19 protein-coding genes are annotated in these 22475 nt (G+C 55.5%); 4 read left to right on the top strand and 15 right to left on the bottom strand.

Annotated elements, in window-relative coordinates:
- Window positions 1–11 precede the first annotated feature (11 nt).
- The 8 genes from nuoH to lrhA all read right to left on the bottom strand — a co-directional run bounded on the left by nuoH (window position 12) and on the right by lrhA (window position 10199).
- The gene (gene nuoH / locus LRS40_RS13995) at window positions 12–989 is read right to left on the bottom strand and encodes an NADH-quinone oxidoreductase subunit NuoH (protein ID WP_142486547.1); all 978 of its coding nucleotides are present in this window, start codon (window positions 987–989) and stop codon (window positions 12–14) included.
- Window positions 986–3712, bottom strand: a complete 2727-nt coding sequence (gene nuoG / locus LRS40_RS13990) for an NADH-quinone oxidoreductase subunit NuoG (RefSeq protein WP_231311837.1) — start codon at window positions 3710–3712, stop codon at window positions 986–988. Before nuoG ends, nuoH begins: the two co-directional genes overlap by 4 nt.
- Before the next feature lie 54 nt (window positions 3713–3766).
- Window positions 3767–5104 carry an NADH-quinone oxidoreductase subunit NuoF gene (gene nuoF, locus LRS40_RS13985; protein WP_142486549.1) on the bottom strand — a complete coding sequence of 446 codons (1338 nt, stop codon included), beginning with the start codon at window positions 5102–5104 and terminating at the stop codon, window positions 3767–3769.
- Window positions 5101–5601 (bottom strand): NADH-quinone oxidoreductase subunit NuoE, encoded by a 501-nt coding sequence (nuoE, locus tag LRS40_RS13980; RefSeq protein ID WP_142486550.1) that lies wholly within the window; start codon window positions 5599–5601, stop codon window positions 5101–5103. Before nuoE ends, nuoF begins: the two co-directional genes overlap by 4 nt.
- A 2-nt stretch (window positions 5602–5603) precedes the next feature.
- Complete coding sequence (gene nuoC / locus LRS40_RS13975) at window positions 5604–7406, bottom strand: NADH-quinone oxidoreductase subunit C/D (RefSeq protein ID WP_142486551.1); 1803 nt, start codon at window positions 7404–7406, stop codon at window positions 5604–5606.
- Between the two features lie 89 nt (window positions 7407–7495).
- Window positions 7496–8170, bottom strand: coding sequence for an NADH-quinone oxidoreductase subunit NuoB (nuoB, locus tag LRS40_RS13970; protein ID WP_032612787.1), 675 nt, complete (start codon window positions 8168–8170; stop codon window positions 7496–7498).
- A gap of 15 nt (window positions 8171–8185) precedes the next feature.
- Window positions 8186–8626 (bottom strand): NADH-quinone oxidoreductase subunit NuoA, encoded by a 441-nt coding sequence (gene nuoA / locus LRS40_RS13965; RefSeq protein WP_032612789.1) that lies wholly within the window; start codon window positions 8624–8626, stop codon window positions 8186–8188.
- A gap of 634 nt (window positions 8627–9260) precedes the next feature.
- On the bottom strand, window positions 9261–10199 hold the full coding sequence (gene lrhA, locus LRS40_RS13960) for a transcriptional regulator LrhA (protein ID WP_231311836.1): 939 nt from the start codon (window positions 10197–10199) through the stop codon (window positions 9261–9263).
- A gap of 944 nt (window positions 10200–11143) precedes the next feature.
- Between lrhA and LRS40_RS13955 the strand changes: the two genes are divergently transcribed.
- Together LRS40_RS13955 and yfbR are read left to right on the top strand one after the other, a co-directional pair.
- On the top strand, window positions 11144–12358 hold the full coding sequence (locus LRS40_RS13955) for a pyridoxal phosphate-dependent aminotransferase (RefSeq protein WP_032612793.1): 1215 nt from the start codon (window positions 11144–11146) through the stop codon (window positions 12356–12358).
- Window positions 12359–12473: 115 nt separating this feature from the next.
- Complete coding sequence (gene yfbR, locus LRS40_RS13950; protein WP_142486553.1) at window positions 12474–13073, top strand: 5'-deoxynucleotidase; 600 nt, start codon at window positions 12474–12476, stop codon at window positions 13071–13073.
- Window positions 13074–13155: 82 nt separating this feature from the next.
- Here yfbR and LRS40_RS13945 read toward each other — a convergent pair whose 3' ends face one another.
- From LRS40_RS13945 to yfbV, 4 genes are all read right to left on the bottom strand, one after another.
- A complete protein-coding gene (locus LRS40_RS13945) occupies window positions 13156–14988 on the bottom strand; it encodes an SLC13 family permease (RefSeq protein ID WP_142486554.1) in 1833 nt (610 codons plus the stop codon).
- 77 nt (window positions 14989–15065) lie between these two features.
- Window positions 15066–15725, bottom strand: a complete 660-nt coding sequence (locus LRS40_RS13940) for a sugar phosphatase (protein WP_142486555.1) — start codon at window positions 15723–15725, stop codon at window positions 15066–15068.
- 11 nt (window positions 15726–15736) lie between these two features.
- Complete coding sequence (locus LRS40_RS13935; RefSeq protein ID WP_142486556.1) at window positions 15737–16231, bottom strand: YfbU family protein; 495 nt, start codon at window positions 16229–16231, stop codon at window positions 15737–15739.
- Between the two features lie 93 nt (window positions 16232–16324).
- Window positions 16325–16780, bottom strand: a complete 456-nt coding sequence (gene yfbV / locus LRS40_RS13930) for a terminus macrodomain insulation protein YfbV (protein WP_032612804.1) — start codon at window positions 16778–16780, stop codon at window positions 16325–16327.
- Window positions 16781–17116: 336 nt separating this feature from the next.
- Here yfbV and ackA point away from each other — a divergent pair, with 336 nt between their 5' ends.
- A complete protein-coding gene (ackA, locus tag LRS40_RS13925; protein WP_142486557.1) occupies window positions 17117–18319 on the top strand; it encodes an acetate kinase in 1203 nt (400 codons plus the stop codon).
- Window positions 18320–18395: 76 nt separating this feature from the next.
- Window positions 18396–20534, top strand: coding sequence for a phosphate acetyltransferase (gene pta, locus LRS40_RS13920; protein ID WP_142486558.1), 2139 nt, complete (start codon window positions 18396–18398; stop codon window positions 20532–20534).
- A 55-nt stretch (window positions 20535–20589) separates the two neighbouring features.
- Here pta and yfcD read toward each other — a convergent pair whose 3' ends face one another.
- The 3 genes from yfcD to yfcF are packed head-to-tail and all read right to left on the bottom strand — an operon-like array spanning window position 20590 to window position 22428.
- On the bottom strand, window positions 20590–21132 hold the full coding sequence (yfcD, locus tag LRS40_RS13915; RefSeq protein WP_156264292.1) for an NUDIX hydrolase YfcD: 543 nt from the start codon (window positions 21130–21132) through the stop codon (window positions 20590–20592).
- A gap of 55 nt (window positions 21133–21187) precedes the next feature.
- Window positions 21188–21739, bottom strand: coding sequence for a phosphodiesterase (gene yfcE / locus LRS40_RS13910; RefSeq protein ID WP_142486560.1), 552 nt, complete (start codon window positions 21737–21739; stop codon window positions 21188–21190).
- Between the two features lie 44 nt (window positions 21740–21783).
- Entirely contained in the window at window positions 21784–22428 is a 645-nt protein-coding gene (gene yfcF / locus LRS40_RS13905; RefSeq protein WP_231311835.1) for a glutathione transferase, read from the bottom strand.
- Between the last annotated feature and the right edge of the window lie 47 nt (window positions 22429–22475).

The raw sequence follows: 22475 nt of genomic DNA, 5'->3' as shown, positions 1-22475 counted from the left end.
CTCAAAGCCCCTTATGGCTGCTGCCAGAGAATGACAGCCGCCGTTACCAACAAGTTGACGAGCGTCAGCGGCAGGCACACTTTCCAGCCGAAGGACATTACCTGGTCATAACGCGGACGCGGTAACGCTGCGCGAATCAAAATGAACATCATCATGAAGAACGCGGTTTTCAGCGCGAACCAGATGAACGGCGGTAAGAACGGGCCATGCCAGCCACCAAAGAACAGCGTTACCATCAACGCGGAAATGGTGACGATACCGATGTACTCGCCCACGAAGAACAGACCGAATTTCATACCGGAATATTCAATGTGGTAACCGTCGGCCAGTTCCTGTTCGGCTTCTGGCTGGTCAAACGGGTGACGGTGACACACCGCCACGCCCGCGATAGCAAAGGTAACAAAACCAAAGAACTGCGGGATCACGTTCCAGATATCGGCCTGGTTGTTGACGATGTCGGTCATGTTAAATGAACCGGCCTGCGCCACCACGCCCATCAGGGAAAGACCCAGGAACACTTCGTAGCTCAGGGTCTGCGCAGACGCACGCATCGCACCCAGCAGCGAGTATTTGTTGTTACTGGACCAGCCGGCGAACAGCACCGCGTAGACCGCGAGGCCTGCCATCATCAGGAAGAACAGGATCCCGATGTTCAGATCCGCCACAACCCAGGTCGGGCTGACCGGAACGATAGCAAACGCCAGCAGCAGCGAGGTAAAGGCGATCATCGGTGCCAGAGTAAAGATCACGCGATCCGAGAAGCGCGGGACCCAGTCCTCTTTGAAGAACATCTTGATCATGTCCGCGACCAGCTGGAGTGAACCACCCCAGCCCACGCGGTTCGGTCCGTAACGGTTCTGGAACAGACCGAGCAGACGACGTTCACCGAAGCTCATGAACGCGCCGCAGGTGACCACCACCAGCAGAATAACAACCGCTTTCAGGATGCTCAGCAGGATGTCGATAAGATCGGGCGTAAACCAACTCATGCTTTTGCCTCCTGCAGGTTATCAAGACGCGCACCCGCCAGTACCGGCGCGATGCCAGGCATACCCATCGGCAGACCCACCTGCCCTGCTGTCAGACCTTCAGAGATAATCAGCGGCAGGCTGATGGTCTGGCCTTCATAGCTAAAGCTGATGTTCGCGCCTGCGTTCACGCCAAGCTTAGCGGCATCCGCCGGGTTGAGCTTGATGTAAGGCAGCGGCATACGGGTCTGGAAGACCGGGGAACGCTGGGACATTTCGTCGCTACCGAACAGATGGTAGTACGGCGCAATACGCCAGTTGCCCTCTTCCGCCTGGAAGCTTGCCGGAACGGTGGAGAAGAACGCCAGACCGGTTTCGCTTGCTTCAATCAGACGCACGCCCGGATCGCCGTGACGCAGAGAACCGCCCACTTCAGCCTGGAACTTGTTCCATGCCTGCGGGGAGTTCCAGCCTGGCGCCCATGCAAACGGGATCTGTGAACGCGGCGCAGACGGCTGGTTGTTCCCTTCCATTGAGAAGGCGAACATGGTGTCTTTATCCTGCGGCTGACGCGGTTCGTGCACGCTGATGTTGGCACGCATTGCGGTACGACCGCTGTAGCGGTGCGGTTCACGGGCCAGTTTCTGGCCGCGAATACGGAAGCTCGCTTCCGGTGCCGCATCTTTAATGCCTGCCAGCTGCGGCAGTTTTGCCACGGCAGCGTCGATCACGTGGTCGAGCTGGGTCCAGTCCACTTCACGGCTCAGCACGGTGCTGTGCAGGGAGTGCAGCCAGCGCCAGCTTTCCAGCATCACGATGCTGTTGTCGTAGTACGCCGGGTCATAAACCTGGAAGAAGCGCTGGGCACGGCCTTCGTTGTTCACAACGGTACCGTCGCTTTCTGCGAAGCTTGCCGCAGAGAGCACCAGATGCGCTTTGTCCATGATCGCCGTACGCTGATGGTCGATAACCATCACCAGCGGCGCTTTAGACAGGGCTGCGTCCACGCGGGCAGCGGAAGCATGACGATGGAGGTCGTTTTCCAGCACCACAACCGCGTCAGCGGAACCGGATTCCAGTTCGCTTAACGCTTCTTCCAGAGAGCCGCCGCCAATCATGCCCAGACCGATGCTGTTTACCGCACGGGCAATCATGGTCACGCCAACGTCAGCACCGCGACCTTTCAGCGCTTTAGCCACGTTGGCTGCCGCTTCAATGATCTCTGCGCTACCGGCGTTAGTACCGGAAATAATCAGGGGTTTCTTCGCACCGGCCAAAGCCTGCACGATCACGTCAACTTTGTTCTGCAGATCGCGATCCATGCCTTCAACGGCCGGGGCGCTGTTGTCCAGCGCGTGAGCGATAGCAAAACCGAGGCGCGCCTGATCTTCAACCGGGGCACGGTAGGTCCAGGCCGCGATGTCGTCCAGACGGGTGTTGTCGACGTTAGTCACAAACAGCGGATGCTTGGCGCGCTGACCGATGTTGAGGATCGCCGCGATCTGCCAGTCAGCCACTTTCTGGGCTGCGGCCATTTCACGCGCTTTACCTTTCACCGCCTGACGAACCGCCAGGGCAGCGCGAGCGCCGGTCTGGGTTAAATCTTCACCCAATACCAGAACCGCATCATAAGATTCGATTTCGCGCAGCGCCGGAGTATGGACTCCGCCTTCGCGCAGCACTTTCAGCACCAGCTGCAGACGTTCCTGCTCGCCCTGAGCGATACCGGTATAGAAGTTATCCGCACCCACCAGCTCACGCAGCGCGAAGTTGCTTTCGATGCTGGCGCGCGGGGAGCCGATACCGATCACTTTCTTCGACTGGCGCAGAATATCTGCTGCGCCCTGCATCGCCTGTTCAGCGTTCAGGGTGATGAAGTCGTCGCCGCGACGTTGAACCGGCTGACGCGGACGGTCTTTCAGGTTCACATAGCCATAGCCGAAACGACCGCGGTCGCAGAGGAAGTAGTGGTTAACGGTGCCGTTGTAACGGTTTTCGATACGACGCAGTTCGCCATAGCGTTCACCCGGGCTGGTGTTACAGCCGAGGGAGCACTGCTGGCAGATGCTTGGCGCAAACTGCATGTCCCACTTACGGTTGTAACGCTCGGAGTGCGTTTTATCCGTGAAGACGCCGGTCGGGCAGATTTCAACCAGGTTACCGGAGAACTCGCTCTCCAGGGTGCCATCTTCCGGACGACCGAAGTAGACGTTGTCATGCGCGCCATAGACGCCCAGATCTTCGCCGTCGGCGTAATCTTTGTAGTAACGCACGCAGCGGTAGCAGGCGATGCAGCGGTTCATTTCGTGAGAAATGAACGGCCCCAGATCCTGGTTACGGTGGGTACGTTTGGTGAAACGGTAACGACGGAAGCTGTGCCCGGTCATCACGGTCATATCCTGAAGGTGGCAGTTACCGCCCTCTTCACAGACCGGACAATCGTGCGGGTGGTTGGTCATCAACCACTCCACCACGCTTTCGCGGAACTGTTTAGCTTCCGCGTCGTCGATAGAAATAAAGGTACCTTCGGTGGCTGGCGTCATACAGGACATCACCAGGCGACCACGCGTGTCTTCCGCGTTTTGATATTGCTTCACCGCACACTGGCGGCAAGCACCGACGCTCCCCAGCGCCGGATGCCAGCAAAAATACGGAATATCAAGGCCGAGGGACAGACAAGCTTCCAGCAGGTTGTCCGCGCCGTTGACCTCGTATTCTTTGCCGTCTACATGAATCGTAGCCATTAGCATGCTTCCAGTTGTCTCGGTCGAAACCGAGCGTTAATCAAAATTCTGTTTTTACCAGCGCGCTTTCAGCAGGTTCGGCTGAATACCATTGATTGAATGGGTATTGCTGAACGGCTGCTTGATGCCTGCTTCGAATTCTTCGCGGAAATATTTAATCGCGCTTTGCAGTGGCTCGACCGCACCTGGCGCATGCGCACAGAAGGTTTTACCTGGGCCCAGGAATCGACACAGTTGCTCAAGTGTCTCGATATCGCCAGGCTGGCCTTCGCCACGCTCGATAGCACGCAGGATCTTCACGCTCCACGGGAGACCGTCACGGCACGGTGTACACCAGCCGCAGGACTCACGGGCGAAGAACTCTTCCAGGTTACGCACCAGCGGTACCATGCCGATCTCGTGGTCGACGGCCATCGCCAGCGCCGTACCCAGACGGCTGCCTGCTTTACCAATGCTTTCGAATTCCATTGGCAGATCGAGGTGGGCTTCGGTCAGGAAGTCAGTCCCTGCCCCGCCCGGCTGCCAGGCTTTGAATTTCAGACCATCGCGCATGCCGCCGGCATAGTCTTCCAGAATTTCACGTGCGGTGGTGCCAAACGGCAGCTCCCAGACGCCCGGGTTCTTCACGCGACCGGAGAAGCCCATCAGCTTGGTACCGGCATCTTTGCTTGAAGAGATGCCCTGATACCACTCCACGCCGTTAGCGAGGATAGCCGGGACGTTACACAGGGTTTCGACGTTGTTTACGCAGGTCGGTTTACCCCACACGCCGGAGCTTGCCGGGAACGGTGGCTTGGAACGCGGGTTCGCACGGCGACCTTCGAGGGAGTTAATCAGCGCGGTCTCTTCACCGCAGATATAACGCCCTGCACCGGTATGCACGAACAGTTCGAAGTCAAAACCGGTGCCGAGAATGTTTTTGCCAAGCAGGCCCGCTTCGGTGGCTTCGGCAATCGCGCGACGCAGGTTCTCTGCCGCTTCGATATACTCGCCGCGCAGGAAGATGTAGCCGCGGTAGGCTTTCAGCGCGAAGGCGGAGATCAGCATGCCTTCCACCAGCAGGTGCGGCAGCTGCTCCATCAGCAGGCGGTCTTTATAGGTGCCCGGCTCCATTTCATCGGCGTTACACAGCAGGTAACGGATGTTCATGGATTCGTCTTTCGGCATCAGGCTCCACTTCAGACCGGTGGAAAAACCTGCGCCGCCGCGCCCTTTCAGGCCAGCGTCTTTTACCGCATTAACAATTTCATCCGGCGCCATACCGCTCAGGGCTTTACGCGCCCCGGCATAGCCGTTTTTGCTTTCGTATTCTTCAAGCCATACCGGCTGTTTGTCATCACGCAGACGCCAGGTCAGCGGATGAGTCTCAGCAGTACGAATTACAGTTTTCATTTGTACTGCTCCAGCAGGTCAGGAATGGCTTCCGGCGTCAGATAGCTGTGAGTATCCTCATCAATCATCATGGTCGGCCCCTTGTCGCAGTTGCCCAGGCAGCAGGTTGGCAGCAGGGTAAAGCGCCCATCGAAGGTTGTCTGCCCTGGCTTGATATCGAGTTTTTTCTCGATAGCGGCCTGGATGCCCTGATAACCGGTGATGTGACAAACGACGCTGTCACAGTAGCGGATCACATGGCGGCCCACTGGCTGACGGAAGATCTGGCTGTAGAACGTCGCCACGCCTTCTACGTCACTTGCCGGGATACCCAGCACTTTTGCGATCTCATAGATCGCCCCATCCGGCACCCAACCACGCTGTTTCTGTACGATTTTCAGCGCTTCAATGGACGCCGCACGCGGGTCTTCGTAGTGGTGCATCTCGTGCTCAATAGCGGCACGCTCTGCTTCACTCAGCTCAAAAGCCTCGGTTTGTGGTTGTTGATTCTCGTGCATAATTAGCGGTCCACATCTGACATAACAAAATCGATACTACCCAGATACACAATCAGGTCGGAGACCAGACTGCCGCGAATGGCGGCCGGGATCTGCTGCAGGTGCGGGAAGCTTGGCGTACGTACACGGGTACGATAGCTCATGGTGCTGCCGTCGCTGGTCAGGTAGTAACTGTTGATACCCTTGGTCGCTTCGATCATCTGGAAGGATTCTTGCGCCGGCATGACCGGGCCCCAGGAAACCTGCAGGAAGTGCGTAATCAGGGTTTCGATATGCTGCAGCGTGCGCTCTTTCGGTGGCGGCGTGGTCAGCGGGTGATCCGCCTTGAACGGGCCTTCCGGCATATTGTTGAGGCACTGCTCAAGGATGCGCAGGCTCTGGCGCAGCTCTTCCACTTTCAGCATCACGCGGGTATAGCAGTCGGAAACACCGCCGCCAACCGGGACCTCAAAGTCGAAGTTCTCATAGCCAGAGTAAGGACGGGCTTTACGCACGTCGAAATCAATACCGGTGGCACGCAGACCTGCACCTGTTGTACCCCACTCCAGCGCCTCTTTCGCGCCATAGGCCGCAACGCCCTTAGAACGACCAATCAGAATGGTGTTACGCAGTGCGGCTTTCTCGTAGGAGGCCAGACGTTTCGGCATCCAGTCGAGGAATTCACGCAGCAAGCGGTCCCAGCCGCGCGGCAGATCGTGTGCCACACCGCCGATACGGAACCAGGCCGGGTGCATACGGAAACCGGTAATCGCTTCCACCAGATCGTATATTTTCTGACGATCGGTAAAGGCGAAGAAGACCGGGGTCATCGCGCCGACGTCCTGAATGAACGTGGAGATGTACAGCAGGTGGCTGTTAATACGGAACAGTTCTGACAGCATAACGCGAATCACGTTAACGCGATCCGGCGTGGTGATACCTGCCAGTTTCTCAACGGCCAGCACGTATGGCATTTCGTTTACGCAGCCGCCGAGGTACTCGATACGATCGGTATACGGAATGTAGCTGTGCCAGGACTGACGCTCGCCCATCTTCTCAGCACCACGGTGGTGGTAGCCGATGTCAGGTACGCAGTCGACAATCTCTTCGCCATCAAGCTGAAGAATAATACGGAATGCACCGTGCGCAGACGGGTGGTTTGGACCCAGGTTGAGGAACATGAAGTCCTCATTGTCGGTACCGCGTTTCATGCCCCAGTCTTCCGGCTTGAAGGTCAGCGCTTCCATCTCCAGATCCTGTTTGGCTTTAGTCAGCTCAAACGGGTCGAATTCGGTGGCACGCGCCGGGTAGTCTTTACGCAGCGGGTGACCGGTCCAGGTTGGCGGCATCATGATGCGCGTCAGGTGCGGGTGACCGTCGAAAGTCATGCCAAACATTTCCCAGGTCTCACGCTCATACCAGTTGGCGTTCGGGAAAAGTTTAGTGATGGTCGGCAGATGCATGTCGTTTTCAGACAATGCCACCTTGAGCATGATATCCGTGTTGCGGTCTATTGAGATCAGGTGGTAGAAAACGGAAAAATCCGCAGCAGGGAGACCCTGGCGGTGAGTTCGCAGACGTTCGTCCATGCCGTGTAAGTCAAACAGCATGACGTAAGGTTTAGGCAGTTTCTTGAGGAAATCAACCACTTCCAGTAACTGCTCACGCTTCACCCAAACAACGGGTACCCCGGTGCGGGTGGCCTGAACAGTAAAGGCATCCGGCCCAAAACGGTTGCGCAGTTCGCCAATGACCGGGTCATCCAGATGATCCCGTGTTTGCCAGGCGGCGTCTTGCGCGGTTAAGTCGGTCATAGTGTTCACCATTGCAAAAGGTCCGTGGTGACTGTCGGGCGTGGCTTCGCGCTATTTGAATAGTGATATGCGAAGGTTATCTCCATGCCCACAGGCGCAAATTAAATTTCGTCTGGTGTACGCAGATTGGTCACTGCAATACGTTCGCCGCGTTTACGCTCGCGCTCGGACTGCATGTTAGCGCGGTAAACACCCTGGTCGCCCACAACCCAGGAGAGCGGACGGCGTTCTTTGCCAATCGACTCCTGCAACAGCATCAGAGCCTGCATGTAGGCTTCTGGACGCGGTGGACAGCCCGGGATGTAAACGTCCACCGGGATGAACTTATCTACACCTTGCACGACAGAATAAATGTCGTACATGCCGCCAGAGTTTGCACAAGCACCCATGGAGATAACCCATTTTGGCTCGAGCATCTGGTCGTACAGACGCTGAATGACCGGCGCCATTTTGGTAAAGCAGGTACCCGCCACCACCATCAGGTCAGCCTGACGCGGAGAGGCACGCAGTACTTCTGCACCAAAACGCGCAACGTCATGCACCGCAGTGAATGACGTCACCATTTCAACGTAGCAGCAAGAAAGGCCAAAGTTATATGGCCAGATGGAGTTCTTACGACCCCAGTTGACCATATCGTGCATGGCATTTTCGAGCTTGCCCATGTACACGCTTTTGTTGACTTCTTGCTCCAGGGGGTCGGTTACGATCTCCTGCTTTTGCAGGGGGTAACGGTCATTCTCACCGTTAGGATCTATGCGGGTGAGCGTATAATCCATCTTATTGCCTCGCTGTTACTGCTGACGATTAGAGATACTGTTTTCCGGGTTGATACGTTCACGGCGTGAACGTGCAGGTGTCCAGTCCAGCGCGCCAATACGCACCAGATAAACCAGACCGGCCAGTAACACTAAAATGAAAATTGCGGCCTCGACAAAGCCTACCCAGCCACTCTCGCGAATGGAGGTCGACCATGCGAACAGGTAAAGCGCTTCCACGTCAAAGATGACGAAGAACATGGCCACCAGATAGAACTTGGCGGACAGGCGTAAACGCGCGGTCCCTACCGAATCGATACCCGATTCAAATGGCGTGTTTTTGTGCCTTGCCCGGGCGCGACCGCCGAGGAACCAGCCGCCGACTAACATCAGGCAGCACAGGCCAATGGCAACGATAAGAAAGATTGCGAATGCCCAGTGATGAGCGATGACTTCTGTGGATGTTGACATACTCATTGCTTACTCATCAAAAGTGATACCTGTAAACCCTGCTCTTTCTGGCAGATGGGCATCACATCGATTCATGGGGAGGAACAAATAACCGTACACTAACTGTCGAAAAATGAGACATAGACAGCAAAATGATGTGGTTTTTTACTCCTTTCTATAACCTTTTGTCAACTTTAACAAAAGTTTCTTCACATTAAATTACATCGTTCGAACTTCATTAACATTTAATGCCCTTTACCCTCAAAAACTGTGAGGCGCGTTCCTGCGTAGGGGTGTTGAATCGAGTCCGTAATGAACTAATACAAAGATTACCCGTCTATTTTGACAGGATTTGCCGCTGATTCCTCCCCCCAAAGAGGAGTATTTTCTTGATCTGTGACACGCTTTTGTTAATTCAATCAAAAAAACGGCAACATCTTTGCTGCTTTTTTAACATGCCCATTGACATTGGAAAGAAGCGCGTGAGCGGGGTAGGCAGGGGAGGATTAATGACTATCAAGTTGATAAAGAAGAGGATTGTAAAACACCTAAGGTAAACTGCACCGATCCCAATGCAAAAAAAGAACCACTTTGCTGGTCATCAGCCTCCGTGGTTCTTTTTTACCGGGACGAATTTGTTATCAGATCATTAGAGATTCGTTTACTCGAAATCGCTCTCAATCACCAGGGAGTCATCCCCCCCTTCCGGAGTAACATTGTTGTACTGCCAAGGGTTGTCGTAATTTTCCATCGCGTTAAAAATGGTCTGCGCCAGCTCGTTGTTGCTGAGTGGGTTATGACACAGCATATACTCCGTATCCGGCAGGCCAGGCAAACCATCCGCTTTGCCTAGCACCCGTAAATCCGGGCTCATCATCTCAACCGGGCGTGCCGTCACGCCAAGCCCTGCTTTCACCGCTGCGCGAACCGCAGGCAGCGTGGAGGCCACATAGGCGAGTCGCCATGGCACATTGGCGGCGTTAAGCGTGGCCAGCACGATGTCGCGGAACGGGCTGGGATCGTCCAGCAGCACCAGCGGAACCGGCTCGCCGCGCTGCAGAGAAAATTCTGCGGCGCAGTACCAGTGCGTTGGCGATGTACGCAGCGTCAGGCTCTCAAACAGGCCGGTGCGGTGGGTTGTAACCACCAGATCGACCTCCTGCTCCTGCAGCATATCGACCATAAAGGCATTGCGTTTTACCCTGACGTCCAGCGCAAGCTTCGGATAAACCGAACTAATCCGGTTAAGCAGGAACGGCAGAATGGTATCGGCCGATTCATCAGACGCGCCTAAGGTTAAGACTCCCTGCAGGTTACTAAACATTAATGATGTACATGCTTCATCATTGAAGCGCAGGATTTTTCTGGCGTAACCCAGCAGCTGAATACCGTGTTCCGTTAACAGCTTATTGCGACCATGACGGGCAAAAAGCTCTTTACCCACCAGCTGCTCCAGTCGTTGCATTTGTTGACTGACCGCGGACTGGGTACGGCAAACTGCGGCCGCGGCAGCAGCAAAGGTGTTCAGATCGGCGACCGCCACAAAGGTTCTCAGCAGATCGAGGTCGAGATTCAGTATCGGACGATTTGCATTAATCATATCTTTTCACTTACAGGTTGCTCGTACGGAGCTGCCCCGGGTTTAAGCTGTGTGCGTAAAAGTAATACAGTTCCTTCTGAACAAAATCCTCTGACGTCCCGGTCTGGCAGTGTGCCTGCATAATGTAATTGTGCTGGGTATATCAGTGGTCAGAAACAACTTATCTGACGATATTTTTATTCTCAAAAGCGATCGAGATATATAGATGATTGTCGGATGATGTATCCATTAAAGAAGATGCATTTCCAGCGTCAACTTTATCGCAGTACAGGTTAAGCAGCAATGATGTCACTTAACTTCTCAAGGCAGAGATAATTCTAACAATAACAATAAACTATTAAAGGTCCAGGCATCAAGACCTCTGGTGGCCTGTTATCTTTTATCGCTAAACCCGGTGACATCTTACCCTAAAACCTTTTTATTTATAAGCCTTATCGTGTTTCCAGGCATTTAACCTGATTGATAACTCGCTAAACTAATTTTATTTATATTAACGAAAGTTGCGATTTCGCCATTATTTGGAAATAACTAATAATTCAACCAGGACTTAATGATTAATTATACTTAACATTAATTTCACACGGGCAACCTTTATATAAAGAGGCCGGACCGCAAACGCTACTCAATTTCATTCAGCTTTTACGAAATGTTCCTCAAGGAAACTGTAGCACTACCACCGTAAGCCTCTCAACATGCGGCTTTTTTACAGCGTAAAATCCATTTTAATATGCAACAACCAAAATAAATCACCAAATAACAACATAAATATGGACCATAAAATGTAACCAAACCTTTAAAACAGTTAAAAACTTCAACTTGGCTTTTCGGGCATGAACAAAATCTTCTTCTGTCGACGCTTCAAAATTGGCCAAGCGAGGAGTACATTGTTTCGTGCTGACTTCCACGGCAGGAAGTAGCAATAACAGTGAAAAGGTTAAAGATTCATGTCACCCATCGAAAAATCCAGCAAGTTAGATAACGTTTGTTACGACATTCGTGGCCCGGTTCTTAAAGAGGCAAAGCGTCTCGAAGAAGAAGGTAATAAAGTACTTAAGCTCAATATCGGCAACCCGGCGCCATTTGGTTTTGATGCACCGGATGAAATTCTGGTTGATGTGATCCGCAACCTGCCGACGGCGCAAGGCTACAGCGACTCCAAAGGTCTCTACTCTGCGCGTAAAGCCATCATGCAGCACTATCAGGCGCAGGGCATGCGCGATGTGACCGTAGAAGATATCTATATTGGTAACGGTGTTTCCGAACTAATCGTCCAGGCGATGCAGGCCCTGCTGAACAGCGGTGACGAAATGCTGGTTCCGGCCCCGGATTACCCGCTCTGGACGGCAGCGGTATCGCTCTCCAGCGGTAAAGCGGTGCATTATCTGTGTGATGAATCGGCTGACTGGTTCCCGGATCTGGATGACATTCGCGCCAAAATTACGCCGCGCACCCGCGGGATCGTCATCATCAACCCGAACAACCCGACCGGTGCCGTCTATTCTAAAGAACTGCTGCTGGAGATTGTCGAGCTGGCCCGCCAGCATAATCTGATCATCTTCGCGGACGAGATCTACGACAAAATTCTGTACGACGCGGCGCAGCACCACTCCATTGCCGCACTGGCGCCGGATCTACTGACCGTCACCTTTAACGGCCTGTCGAAAACCTACCGTGTTGCCGGTTTCCGTCAGGGCTGGATGGTGCTGAACGGGCCGAAAAAACACGCCAAAGGCTATATCGAAGGTCTGGAGATGCTGGCCTCGATGCGTCTGTGCGCCAACGTACCGGCTCAGCACGCGATCCAGACGGCGCTGGGCGGCTATCAGAGCATCAGTGAATTTATCGTGCCTGGTGGGCGTCTCTACGAGCAGCGTCAGCGCGCCTGGGAGCTGATTAACGATATTCCGGGCGTCTCCTGCGTGAAGCCAAACGGCGCGCTCTATATGTTCCCGAAAATCGATATTAAACGCTTCAACATCTTTGACGACCAGAAGATGGTGCTCGACTTCCTGCTGCAGGAAAAAGTGTTGCTGGTACAGGGTACCGCGTTTAACTGGCCGTGGCCGGACCATGTGCGCATCGTTACGCTGCCGCGTGAGGATGAGCTGGAGATGGCCATCAGCCGCTTCGGGCGTTTCCTCGGCGGATACCATCAGTAACGACTTTAATGCCGGGTGGCGCTTCGCTTACCCGGCCTACAAAAACCTGCATTTGCATCTCATCGCCCCTCCCCTCACAATGAAACCTGTCGCAGTGCAAGACAAAAGGTAACTTATGAGTCAGAGTCATTTCTTCGCCCATCTTTCCCGTCTGAAACTGATTAACCGCTGGCCGCTGATGCGTAACGTCCGCACCGAGAACGTCTCCGAGCACAGCCTGCAGGTTGCCATGGTCGCCCACGCGCTGGCCGCCATCAAGAACCGCAAGTTCAACGGCCAGGTCAATGCCGAACGTATCGCCCTGCTGTCGATGTACCATGATGCCTCCGAAGTGCTGACAGGCGATCTGCCGACGCCGGTGAAGTACTTCAATTCGCAAATCGCCCAGGAGTACAAAGCGATCGAGAAAATCGCCCAGCAAAAACTGGTCGATATGGTGCCGGATGAGCTGCGGGATATCTTCGAGCCGCTGATTGACGAGCAGAGCTACAGCGAAGAAGAGCGATCGATCGTCAAGCAGGCCGACGCGCTCTGCGCCTACCTGAAGTGTCTGGAAGAGTTGTCTGCCGGTAATCACGAATTTTTACTGGCGAAAACCCGGCTGGAAAAGACGCTCGAGGCGCGCCGTAGCCAGGAGATGGACTACTTTATGGAAGTCTTTGTCCCTAGCTTCCAGCTGTCGCTGGATGAGATCAGCCAGGATTCCCCCTTGTGAGTTTTTTGCCGGGTGGCGGCTGCGCCTTACCCGGCCTACCAAACCGTAGGCCCGGCAAGCGTAGCGCCGCCGGGCAAAACTGTCAGAACGGGAACAAGACCGGGATCATCACCACGCACACCACCATCACCAGGATCGTGAAGGGCACGCCGAGCTTCACGAAGTCGCTGAAGCTGTATTTACCCGGCCCAAGCACCAGGGTATTCACCGGTGACGAGACTGGAGTCATAAAGGCGGCGGAGGCGGCCATCGCCACCATCATCGCAAACGGATAAGGCGATACGCCCATCGATTTCGCCATCGCCAGCGCAATAGGCGCCATGAGTACGGCGGTCGCGGTGTTGGAGATAAAAAGCCCGATAGTGGCGCACATGATAAACAGGCACATCAGCATCATATAGGGGCCATAGCCGCCCCCCAGCTCCATCAGCCCTTTCACCACCAGATCCACACCGCCGGTTTTTTGCAGCGCCAGCGCGAAGGGCATCATGCCGACAATTAAAATGATGCTCGGCCAGTGGATCGCTTTGTAAGCGCTTTCAGCGTCAATGCAGCGGAACTTGCCCATCAGCAGACAGGCAACGATCGCCGCCACCGGGTTCGGGATCTCGTCGGTCAGCATCAGGGCGACCATCAGCACCAGACAAAAAATGGCGTGCGGCGCCTGACTGTGGGCGGGAGAGGCATCGCTGACCTCGATGGGTAAGTTCAGCACCACAAAGTCACGGCCTCGCTGGCCCAGCTGGGTGATCAGCTTCCAGTTGCCCACCACCAGGAAGATATCCCCCAGCTCCAGAGGTTCGTCCACCACCGAACCGTCCATCGCTACGCCGTCGCGTTTTAAGCCCACCACGTTTAAACCGTAACGGGTACGAAAACCGATTTCGCGGATGGTTTTGCCGAGCAGCTCCGACTCGGGGATCAGCGACACTTCCGCCATCCCCACGTCCAGCGCCTGATCGGAAAAATACTCGCCGCGCAGAACCATCGGCTCCAGCAGCTGCTCGCTGCAAAAGTCGCGCAGGTCGACATCCGCCGAGGACATATCGATCAGCAGCACGTCCCGGGCGCGGAACTCCGATACGCCGTTAACGTTAACGATGACCCGGCGAAAACGGCGCCAGCGCTCCACCCCGATAACGTTGGCGCCGTAGCGCTCACGAAGTTTCAGATCGTCCAGACGCTGCCCGATCAGCGGTGAGCCCGGGCGGATCGCCAGGCGGCGGGCCCGTCCGGTGAGACGATACTCTTTGATCAGATCGCGGAAGGTACGGCGCTTCCAGCCGTCGCGGGGTTTATCCTGCTTATCGCTCTTCAGGGCAAAGCGGGTCAGCAACATATAAACAATACCGAGCACCAGGATCACCAGCCCCAGCGGCGTGACGCTAAAGAAGCCGAAGCCCTCCAGGCCCTCACGCAGCAGTTCACTGTTAACCACCAGGTTCGGCGGCGTCGCCACCAGCGTCATCATGCCGCTGATCAGCCCGGCGAAGCTGAGCGGCATCATCAGGCGCGAGGGCGAGATCTGCATGCGCATCGAGACGCTCAGCACCACCGGAATAAAGATCGCCACCACCCCGGTGGAGCTCATAAATGCCCCCAGCCCGGCAACGGTGAGCATTAAAAAGACCAGCATTTTGGTTTCGCTGTTGCCCGCCACGCTGACCAGCCAGGAGCCCATACTGGTCGCCACGCCGGTGCGCACCAGGCCGTCGCCGATAATAAACAGGGCGGCAATCAGGATAACGTTGGGATCGCTAAAGCCTGAAAAGGCTTCCGGGAGGGTTAAGGTGCCGCTGAGCACAAAGGCCACAATCACCAGCAGGGCCACGGCATCCATGCGGACTTTGCCGGTCGCAAACAGAATAATCGCGATAAGGAGCAGGCTTAAGACCCAAATAAGTTCACCGTTCAAAACAGATCCTTGTCAGAAGAGAGTGAAGCCGATAGTGCCATAAAAAAGCCCCAACAATGTGGGGCTATATCATGGGATTACATTTTTCGTGAGACTGTTACATTCCCGTCGGCGGTGCGGCTGACAGCAACGGACTCCAGCGTGTTAAGCACCAGATCCGCCTCGTCCAGACGCGGCGAGTTGGCCGGAACATTGACGGCGATGACGTGACAGCCAGCGTTGAGGCCCGCCAGCACGCCGGCGGCAGCATCTTCCACCACCACGCACGTTTCCGGCGCCAGCCCCAGCAGCTTCGCGCCCAGTAAAAAGGCATCGGGCTCCGGCTTGCCGCGCGTCACCCGCTCCGCAGTGATAAATACCTCCGGCACCGGCAACCCTGCCGCTTTATGGCGCGCATGGGCCACAGGAACAGAGCCGGAGGTGACGATAGCCCACGGGATCCCCGCTTCATTCAGATGTCTGAGCAGCTCGAGCGCCCCCGGCAGCGCGGTGATGCCCTCGGTATCGGTGGCCTCGACCTGCTCAAGCCAGGTAAACTCGGCCTGAATATCTGCTTCGCTTCTTCCCTGGAGGAAGTGCCGTAAAGAGGTTATGGCCTGTTTGCCATGGATAAAATTCAGCACCTCCTGATGGTCAATGCCGTGCCTGTCGGCCCAGCGACACCAGGAGCGCTCCACCACCGGTAATGAATCTACCAGCGTACCGTCCAGATCAAACAGAAAACCTTTACACTGCACATCAACCTCCGTCAGGCGTTAATAATTTGTTGAATCTCATTGCTGCTCAGATGGTACTGACGTGGGCAGGCGTGCCACACGCTGAGCATGCGCTGATACTTTTCCCACATCGGGGTCTGGGCGTTAAAGCCATGGGTACCGGCATCGAAATGGGTGTAGCGCCCTTCCACATTGACCATAAAGCGGACATAGCTCAGATAACGGGATTCGGTGGCCGCATCATAGCCCAGGAAAGTGACACGACGTTCGTCGATGGTCTGGGCATCTTTCAGGTTAGTCCAGGAGACATGCAGGGCGTGGTACATCTCCATGATGTCGATAACGGTACGACAGGTCTCTTCCTTAAGTTCGCCAAACTCGCGATCCAGCTCGCGCATCTGTAAACCGAAACCACGTTCGACGATAGTCTGCAAGCGGCGATAGCGCTCGGCGTTGTCGGGATCAAGCATCGTCATCATTTTGTACTGATTGGACAAAATCAGACGCTGAGCGTGGGTCATTTCCATCTTTCGACTCCTGTTGCACATGGCAGCTTTAAAAAAAAGACACGGTAACGGTCAGTTACTGTGCCTTCTTTTAGTCATCGTTTCGATGATCAATCACAAGTCATCGAGGAATGTTTTATCAAGTTGCTTGAATGCCCGCTTCAGAGTATCTGCCAGCGCCTGATAGTCGGGTTTGCCCTCGACCGGCGCCAGCGCCTGACCGGCATCCTGCAGCTTGCCGCGAACTTCATAGAACCAGGACAACACCGACGGCGGCAACGGCGTGACCGAGCGTTTGCCCAGCCACCACAATCCCTGCATCGGCAGGCTCAGGGCAAACAGGGCGGTAGCCACCGCAGGCCCGAGTTGCCCGCCCAGCGCAATCTGCCAGCACAGGGTGAAGACCGCAATGGGCGGCATCAGACGGATCGCGTGCCGGGTGGCGCGGATCACGCGGTTTTCAATAAAGACGGGCGCCAGGCGCTTTTCCAGTGGCCACGTCTTCGAATAATGCTGTCCCCGGCGAAACAGGCTGAAAAAGCTCACGGAAGGGTTCACGGGTGTCGACATGGCTTACCTCAACTTCACATATAAAGATTAAAAAATTCGTGCAAAACCACAACTGGTCATGACAACGTTCAAAAACTTTTGTCAGCACTACCCAGTATCAGGTATCCTGTGCCGGCCTGCAAAGGCCTTAGACGAGGAACGTTCACTCGTCAAATTATCGCACATTATGCCATTGCCGGAAAAATGCGCAAAATGGCATAAAATCATATGTATTCCTTTCGTCATGCCGAAATGTACTTCGGGCATGATGTTAATCATAAATGTCAGCGATATCTTGCGCTACGATCCTTGACTCACTGACGTTTTTTTAGCCACGTATCAATAATAGGTACTTCCATGTCGAGTAAGTTAGTACTGGTTCTGAACTGCGGTAGCTCCTCACTTAAATTCGCCATCATCGATGCGATCAACGGTGAAGAGTACCTTTCTGGTTTGGCCGAATGTTTCCATCTTCCAGAAGCACGTCTTAAGTGGAAAATGGACGGCAGCAAACAGGAAGCGGCTTTAGGTGCAGGCGCCGCTCACAGCGAAGCGCTGAACTTTATCGTTAACACTATTCTGGCACAAAAACCAGAACTGTCCGCTCAGTTGACCGCTATCGGTCACCGTATCGTTCATGGTGGCGAGAAGTACACCAAGTCTGTGGTTATTGATGACTCCGTTATTCAGGGCATTAAAGACTCCGCTTCTTTTGCACCGCTGCATAACCCGGCTCACCTGATCGGTATCGCTGAAGCGCTGAAATCCTTCCCGCATCTGAAAGACAAAAACGTGGCCGTATTCGACACCGCGTTCCACCAGACCATGCCGGAAGAGTCTTACCTCTATGCCCTGCCGTACAAACTGTACAAAGAGCACGGCGTTCGCCGCTACGGCGCCCACGGCACCAGCCATTTCTACGTGACGCAAGAAGCCGCGAAAATGCTGAACAAGCCGGTTGAAGAAGTGAACATCATCACTTGCCACCTGGGCAACGGCGGTTCCGTTTCTGCTATCCGTAACGGCAAATGCGTTGATACCTCTATGGGTCTGACCCCGCTGGAAGGTCTGGTGATGGGTACTCGCTCCGGTGATATCGACCCGGCGATCATCTTCCACCTGCACGATACCCTGGGCATGAGCGTTGAAGATATCAACAAAATGCTGACCAAAGAGTCTGGCCTGCTGGGTCTGACCGAAGTCACCAGCGACTGCCGTTACGTTGAAGACAACTACGCAGAGAAAGAAGACGCTAAACGTGCAATGGACGTTTACTGCCACCGTCTGGCGAAGTACATCGGTTCTTACACTGCGCTGATGGACGGTCGTCTGGACGGCGTGGTCTTCACCGGCGGTATCGGTGAGAACGCGGCAATGGTGCGCGAACTGTCCCTGGGCAAACTGGGCGTGCTGGGCTTTGACGTTGACCATGAACGTAACCTGGCCGCGCGCTTCGGTAAGTCTGGCTTCATCAACAAAGAAGGCACCCGTCTTGCGATGGTTATCCCAACCAACGAAGAGCTGGTTATCGCACAAGACGCGAGCCGTCTGACTGCCTGATTCCACACCGCCAGCAATGCTGGCGGTGCTGTTTTGTAGCCCGCCTGATGTCGGCGGTAACGAAAGAGGATAAATCGTGTCCCGTACTATTATGCTGATCCCGACCGGAACCAGCGTAGGCCTGACCAGCGTCAGCCTCGGTGTGATCCGTGCGATGGAACGCAAAGGCGTTCGTCTGAGCGTGTTTAAGCCAATCGCTCAACCACGTGCTGGTGGCGATGCCCCAGACCAGACCACCACTATCGTTCGTGCGAACTCCAATCTGCCAGCCGCTGAACCGCTGAAGATGAGCCACGTTGAGTCTCTGCTCTCCAGCAACCAGAAAGACGTGCTGATGGAAGAGATCATCGCTAACTATCACGCTAACGCACAGGATGCGGAAGTGGTGCTGGTTGAAGGCCTGGTTCCAACGCGCAAGCATCAGTTTGCCCAGTCCCTGAACTTCGAAATCGCCAAAACGCTGAACGCGGAAATCGTGTTCGTGATGTCCCAGGGTACCGACACCCCGGAACAGCTGAAAGAGCGTATTGAGCTGACCCGCAGCAGCTTCGGCGGCGCGAAAAATGCCAACATCACCGGCGTTATCGTCAACAAACTGAACGCTCCGGTGGATGAGCAAGGCCGTACCCGCCCTGACCTGTCTGAAATTTTCGACGACTCTTCCAAAGCGAAAGTGGTGAAAATCGATCCGGCTAAGCTGCAGGAATACAGTTCTCTGCCAGTACTGGGCGCGGTGACCTGGAGCTTCGACCTGATCGCGACCCGTGCGATCGACATGGCGCGTCACCTGAACGCGACCATCGTCAACGAAGGCGATATCAACACCCGTCGCGTGAAGTCTGTGACCTTCTGTGCGCGCAGCATTCCGCACATGCTGGAGCACTTCCGTGCAGGTTCCCTGCTGGTGACCTCCGCTGACCGTCCAGACGTGCTGGTTGCAGCCTGTCTGGCGGCGATGAACGGCGTGGAAATCGGTGCGATCCTGCTGACCGGTGCCTATGAAATGGACCCACGCGTCAGCAAGCTGTGCGAACGTGCATTTGCTACCGGCCTGCCGGTCTTCATGGTGAACACCAACACCTGGCAGACCTCTCTGAGCCTGCAGAGCTTCAACCTGGAAGTACCGGTTGATGACCATCAGCGTATCGAGAAAGTGCAGGAATACGTTGCCGGTTGCATCAATCCTGAGTGGATTGAATCCCTGACCGCAACCTCCGAGCGCAGCCGTCGCCTCTCTCCTCCAGCCTTCCGTTATCAGCTCACCGAGCTGGCGCGTAAAGCGGGCAAACGCGTTGTGCTGCCAGAAGGCGACGAACCGCGTACCGTTAAAGCCGCCGCCATCTGTGCCGAGCGCGGTATCGCGACCTGCGTGCTGCTGGGTAACCCGGATGAGATCACCCGTGTAGCCGCCTCTCAGGGCGTTGAGCTGGGTTCTGGTATCGAAATCGTTGACCCGGAAGTGGTGCGTGAAAGCTACGTTGCCCGTCTGGTCGAGCTGCGTAAGAGCAAAGGCATGACTGAAGCCGTTGCCCGCGAACAGCTGGAAGACAACGTGGTTCTCGGTACCCTGATGCTGGAGCAGGATGAAGTTGACGGTCTGGTTTCCGGCGCTGTTCACACCACCGCGAACACCATCCGTCCGCCGCTGCAGCTGATCAAAACAGCACCAGGCAGCTCCCTGGTCTCTTCTGTGTTCTTCATGCTGCTGCCGGAACAGGTTTACGTTTACGGTGACTGTGCGATCAACCCGGATCCAACCGCTGAACAGCTGGCCGAGATCGCGATCCAGTCTGCTGACTCTGCGATTGCCTTCGGTATTGAACCGCGCGTAGCGATGCTCTCCTACTCCACCGGTACCTCTGGTGCAGGTAGCGACGTAGAGAAAGTGCGTGAAGCGACCCGTATTGCCCAGGAAAAACGCCCGGATCTGGTTATCGATGGCCCGCTGCAGTATGACGCCGCAGTGATGGCTGACGTTGCTAAATCCAAAGCGCCTAACTCCCCGGTTGCCGGTCGTGCTACCGTGTTCATCTTCCCGGATCTGAACACCGGTAACACCACCTACAAAGCGGTACAGCGTTCAGCCGACCTGATCTCCATCGGGCCGATGCTGCAGGGTATGCGCAAGCCAGTGAACGACCTGTCTCGTGGCGCGCTGGTAGACGATATCGTCTACACCATCGCGCTGACCGCGATCCAGTCTTCCCAGCAGTAAGCAGCACCCCAACGTAAAAAGGCGACCCTCGGGTCGCCTTTTTTTATTCGCTTCGTTACGCTTCTTCGTGCTTCACCGGCTCGTTGCTGGCATTGCGGCTCATCCACAGAGCCAGCGCTTTCAGCGAATCTGGCGTGAAGTCGTCGCAACGGGCGGTGATCTCAGCCGGGGTCATCCAGCAGACTTCACTCACCTCTTCCTCCTGCAGCGCAAACGGACCGTGGGAGACGCAGCTGAAAAGGCCTCCCCAGACGCGACAGTGGCTATCTTCGAAATAGAACTGGCCATGTTCGGCAAACGGCACGCCGGCGATCCCCAGCTCCTCTTCCGCTTCACGGCGGGCGGAATCGAGCAACAGCTCATCGGCCTGCACCACGCCACCGGCGGTCGCATCGAGCATGCCGGGCATGAAGTCTTTCGTTTCGGTACGGCGCTGAACCAGAATATTGCCCATCCCATCATGCACTACGATATAGGTCGCGCGATGACGCAGGCGCTGCGCCCGCATCTGCTCGCGGCTCGCCTGTGCGATTACCTCATTGTCTTCGTTGACAATATCCACCCATTCCGTACTTGCCAAATGACTGTGCTCCACCATCGGGAAACCTTCTCTTTAAAGCGCTCTCGCGGCGCGTTTACTGTTGAGGAGTAAATTACGGATTAATCTCTGACTGCGCAATAACCTGGCCGTCATTCAGCGTCATAACGCACAAATGGTTTCCTTCCAGCATGCCGTAGCTGGGGGGAAAGCCGCCTTTGGGCAGGCTGACCGAGCCAGGATTAAAATGTATAAGGTCGCCCCGTTTCCCGGCTACCGGAATATGAGTATGACCGTAAACCAGCACATCGCCAGCATTCAGCGCGGGCAGCTTATCCGGTCCATACAGATGGCCGTGGGTCACAAACAGGCGGCTGTTCTCCAGCAGGATCTGCTGCCAGGGGGCGGTGATGGGAAAGTGCAGCAGCATCTGGTCAACTTCGCTGTCGCAGTTGCCGCGCACGGCGATAATTCGCGACGCGTAAGCGTTGAGCCGATCGGCGACCTCAGCAGGCGCATAGCCTTCGGGCAGTGCGTTGCGCGGGCCGTGGTTCAGCACATCCCCGAGGATCACCAGCCATTTTGCCCCGCTCTGGTCAAACAGCGAAAGCACCCGTTCGGTCGCCGGCAGCGAGCCGTGGATGTCCGATGCAAACATTAACTTCATCAGAGACTCCTTATGTCGAAAAGCGGCCCCATCATACCGGAATATCAGCCCGTCCGCTTCGCCGACAGCGCCACGTAGCGCTGCACGGAGGCACGCTGCCACTGGAAGTTTGCGTAATCCACCAGCTGCTGCGGCACGTCATCGCCATTGAGCACCAGACGGTTGAGCATCAGGGCCAGATCCGCATCGGCAATACACCACTCCCCGAACAGGTTTTGCTGGCCGTGGACAAGCAACGAGGAGGCAGTATCGTAGAGCTGGTTTGCCGCCCGCTGCGCGGTTTCGCTCAGGGCCGGTTTTCTCACCCCGGCGAACACCACGTCGGTAGAGCGCTCCGTGCGGATCGGGACCAGATCGCTGCGCAGCCACGCCTGGATCTGGCGCGCGCGGGCGCGTTTTTGCAGATCCAGGGGGTAGATCCGCTCCCACTCCGGCGGCGCAAATTTCTCCTCCAGAAATTCCGTAATGGCGGAGGATTCGCTGAGTTCAAAGCCGTCGATTTCCAGCACCGGTACGCGACGGGTCAGAGCATAGCCTCGCCACTGCGGCTGCCGGTTTTCACCCCGGCTGAGATCCACGGTCTTCAGGGTAAAGGGCAATCCTTTCTCGGCCAGCGCAACATACACGCTCATGACGTAAGGGGAGTAATAATCAGCATCTGACCACAGGGTAATTGCAGGTTCGCTCATAAGATCCTCGTAACGCTTCAGGGGATGGGTTTATATCCAAAATATAA

The organism is Leclercia sp. G3L (assembly GCF_021117075.1).
Taxonomy (GTDB): domain Bacteria; phylum Pseudomonadota; class Gammaproteobacteria; order Enterobacterales; family Enterobacteriaceae; genus Enterobacter; species Enterobacter adecarboxylatus_C.
The sequence above is the reverse complement of the archived record's forward strand: the minus strand, read 5'-3'. Positions and strand labels throughout refer to the sequence as shown.